This window comes from Anaerolineales bacterium (genome assembly GCA_003105035.1).
Lineage (GTDB): Bacteria > Chloroflexota > Anaerolineae > Anaerolineales > UBA4823 > FEB-25.
Genome location: PQAL01000022.1, coordinates 1 through 2,794 on the forward strand (window position 1 = coordinate 1; position 2,794 = coordinate 2,794).

General features: G+C 53.0%; 2 protein-coding genes. Both read right to left on the reverse strand.

The genetic code is table 11. The features are described from left to right. A partial coding sequence (locus tag C3F13_09915; GenBank protein PWB53182.1) for a serine/threonine protein kinase occupies positions 1 to 865 on the reverse strand: 865 nt, incomplete at its 3' end. Positions 866 to 1,140: 275 nt separating this feature from the next. Then, positions 1,141 to 2,763 carry a branched-chain amino acid ABC transporter substrate-binding protein gene (locus C3F13_09920; protein ID PWB53183.1) on the reverse strand — a complete coding sequence of 541 codons (1,623 nt, stop codon included), beginning with the start codon at positions 2,761 to 2,763 and terminating at the stop codon, positions 1,141 to 1,143. Positions 2,764 to 2,794: the final 31 nt, after the last annotated feature.

Below are 2,794 nucleotides of genomic sequence, written 5' to 3' on the forward strand. Positions count from 1 at the left end.
CTACGGCTGCCTCCTTCACCACCGGCTGCGGTAGCCTGCGCAACGCTTCCTCCATCTCGCGCGCCGTCTGATATCTCGCCTCACGGTTCTTCGCCAGGGCTTTCTCCACCACCCCCACCAGCCCCACTCCCAGGTCAGGGTGGAGCTCCCGCAGGTCTGGCACCGGGTCATTCAGGTGCATCATCATCAATGTCATCGCTGAATCTGCCTCGAACGGCGGCTTACCACTCAGCATCTCATATAACGTGATCCCGATCGAATATATATCCGCCCGACCATCCGTCTGCAACCCTCGGATCGCCTCCGGTGACATGTACATCGCCGTCCCCAGCACCGCTCCCGTCGCCGTGTGTTGCGCCCCACCCACCATGCGGGCGATCCCAAAATCCATCAGGATCGCCTTCCCGTTCACATCCAGCATGATGTTTGCCGGCTTGATATCTCGGTGGATCATCCCACGCTGGTGTGCATATTCCGCTGCATCACAGATATCCGCTGTATACCCCACCACCTCCCCTATGCTCATCCGCCGCCTGGCCCCGTTCAACCGCTTCAGACGCATCTGCAGCGTCTCCCCCACCACGTACTCCATCACCATGTAATATAAGTCACCATCGTGGCTGAAATCGTACACCTGCACGATATTCGGGTGACGCAGATGGGCCACCGCCGTCGCTTCCTCCTCAAACCGCCGGAAGAATTCCGGGTTGTTCGATAAGTGCGGATGGATCACCTTGATCGCCACTGCCCGTTTCAGGTTGGGGTCAAACGCCTTGTAGACCGATGCCATGCCCCCCTGCCCGATCAGCGACTGGATCTGGTACCGGCCTCCCAGCGTTTGTCCTTCCAGGTTCGTAATACTCATTCATGACCTCCGCGAATAGATATGAAGCTCATATTGCCCGACTCACTTCATACCCCATCTCTGCTGCAGGGATGAGTGAGTGCTGTCATTATTTTATCTGTGAAAACGGACTAACTTTTCCAAATATCTCTGTCAACGATCCGGTAATAAGACTGGATGAACGATAATTTCGGGCTCTCGTCTATACTGTCATATCTTGCCTTACAACCTGTGATTAGCCATCGTAACTACTGCTTGGTAATTCTTAGTGTCTCTGAATGTTTTAATAGTGAACCTTATGGCCAGATTAACTCCGGTGGATATTCGCCTGCTTTGTATTCATATACACCAATAACCGGGTTGGCACAGTCGCCATTTGATTTACAGGAAAGCACACCTGTCAGGCCTTTAAAATTACTTGTGGCTGCAATCGCGTCGCGCAGTGCCTGCCTCGGGATGTATAGTGTACCATCCGCATCTTGCACAGCCACTTTTTCAATGGCGGCGTTGAGGATATTAAACGCATCATAAGCATGAGCATGGAAAACATTGATCGGTTCTGTACCGAATTTAGCCTCATATTTAATAACAAACCGGTCGTATGCAGAGCCTTGAACAATTGGACTGGATACCATGAAGCCCTCGATGAATTTATCGCCAGCCTGCATCACATCGGGCGAAAACAAACCATCGGCACCCATTAACTCAATCGATTCAAGCCCCCGGATGACATGCGCCTGCTTGATAATATATGTTCCTGCTGGCAAGAAAACTGGGAAGTATATTAATTGCGGATTGCCTGTTGCGATTTCAGAAAGTACCGGCTTCATGTCAGTATCATCTGGCAAGATTGATTTTGAAGCGGTTATCTGGCCACCCAGCTTTATAAATTCATCCCTGAAAATCTCGGTCAGTTTTTCAGCGTATAAACTGCCGTCGTGGATAGTGGCTACCCGGCGGAATCCCAGGTTGTTGGATACGAAGTCAGCTGCTGCCGCTCCCTGGACGATATCGTTGTATGCCGTGCGGAAGTAGCCCGCGTAGTGGTTGCGGCTTCTGAGATCAGTGAGATCTGGCGTAGTATTCGAAGGCGAGATTACTACCAAACCAGCCCCGGTGAGTGCCGGTAAAGCCGCGCGCGCTTCGCTAGAGCAGGAAGTTCCAATCACAGCTACTATAGATGGATCGAGAGCCAACTTGGCACCTGCAGCTTCACCGCCTTCGGTGATGCAGCCACCATCCTCACCGTCAAATTGGATAGCGTGCCCCAGGATTTTTCCACCAGCATCATCGATGGCGATATCCACACCATTGCGCGAGTCGATTCCAATAGCAGAACTAGGACCAGTGATAGCTAGCAGGTAAGCAATATGGATAGGATCGGTTGGTCCGATCTTGACGCAGCCAAGAGGGTCGGTGCAGGAGAAGGATGTTACCGTCGGTAGGGTCGTGGTCTGTATCTCCGTCGGGGTCAGGCTGGGAAGAGATGTATTTGTGGGTTCGGGTGGTAATGTCTGGGTGGGTTTCACCGTGGAAGTTACCTGCAGGATTACATCAGTGTTTGAAGAAACCGGGATTACAACTGCACTTTCAAGTGTGGCAGATGGAGCTGGCTGAAATAAACCCCCACCACCCAGGAACTTGGTAAATCCGATATAGCCTCCCCCTCCCAAGACCAGGAGCAGCACCACAACCACCAACGCTATCCAGGCTTTGCCCTTCTTCTTCGCTGGCCCAGCTACCGGTTTACTGACCGGCTCGACCAACGTCGCCTGCTCTGGCACTGCAGCTTGTTTCACCACCGGCGTCACCGGCTTTACAGCTTCTTTGGCAGGTACCGCCACCCCCGCAGCCTCAATGACCGTCTCCCCTGTGTCTTTCACCAACCCTGCCTCCACCATCGTCGCTTCCACTGGCATAGGTGGTACTACGGCTGCCTCCTTCACCACC